Origin of the sequence: Desulfamplus magnetovallimortis (genome assembly GCF_900170035.1) — a bacterium.
In the GTDB taxonomy this organism is placed as follows: domain Bacteria; phylum Desulfobacterota; class Desulfobacteria; order Desulfobacterales; family Desulfobacteraceae; genus Desulfamplus; species Desulfamplus magnetovallimortis.
The window spans coordinates 1-689 of record NZ_LT828627.1 but is presented as its reverse complement, the minus strand read 5'-3'; the positions used below and the strand labels follow the sequence as shown (position 1 = coordinate 689).

Below are 689 nucleotides of genomic sequence, written 5' to 3'. Positions count from 1 at the left end.
CAAACTGGAACGCTATCAAGATACAAAGTATCTGAGGCAATATCGACACCTGATGGCCAGACGACAGTCCCATATAAAACATCAGCATTCATAAAAATTGTTGGCGAAGCAATTTTGTTCCATGGTTTAATTTTTATTAATGGACTCATATCAAAAATTCGTGCCTCTCCATTTTCAAATTCAAGTTCCAATGTATAGTTTAGATTCGGTTTTACATGTTTTACATCAATTAGCATAATCGTACCTCTATTGAAGGGGAGGAATTCTAAAAGGCTCTTCACCATTCACTGCTAACTCCCAGTTTACATACAAGGCATCTTTATGAATCTCGAGCCATGCCCTAACCAATTTAAGTTGCTTCGATGGGATAGATCCGGCAAGAATTGAGCCGTCTTCTATTGCAAGTGCAGCTTCCTCGCCTTGATAACGGACATGTATATGTGGAAGATGATGCTGCCTATTGTCACGATAGAACATCAGTACAAGAATGCCATAAAACATACTTATTGTTGGCATAAGTCAATTCCTTTCGTCTTCATTGATTATTCATTTTAAGTATAACCATCAGGGCGTAAATTGACAATCACAAAAAGAGAATGGAGACAGCACATGCATTAGTCCCCATTTTCCTGTCCCCATTTCTCAAAAGAAGCGTTGCTTTCAAAAAATATTGATGAGCTGCAAAATAT

At 37.7% G+C, this 689-nt stretch carries 2 protein-coding genes; both read right to left on the bottom strand.

Annotated elements, in window-relative coordinates; all coding sequences use genetic code 11:
- Positions 1–236: DUF2442 domain-containing protein (locus MTBBW1_RS27350; protein ID WP_080810167.1), on the bottom strand; the 236-nt coding region annotated here is incomplete at its 3' end.
- Positions 237–246: 10 nt separating this feature from the next.
- Positions 247–516 (bottom strand): DUF4160 domain-containing protein, encoded by a 270-nt coding sequence (locus MTBBW1_RS27345; RefSeq protein WP_080810164.1) that lies wholly within the window; start codon positions 514–516, stop codon positions 247–249.
- Positions 517–689 lie beyond the last annotated feature (173 nt).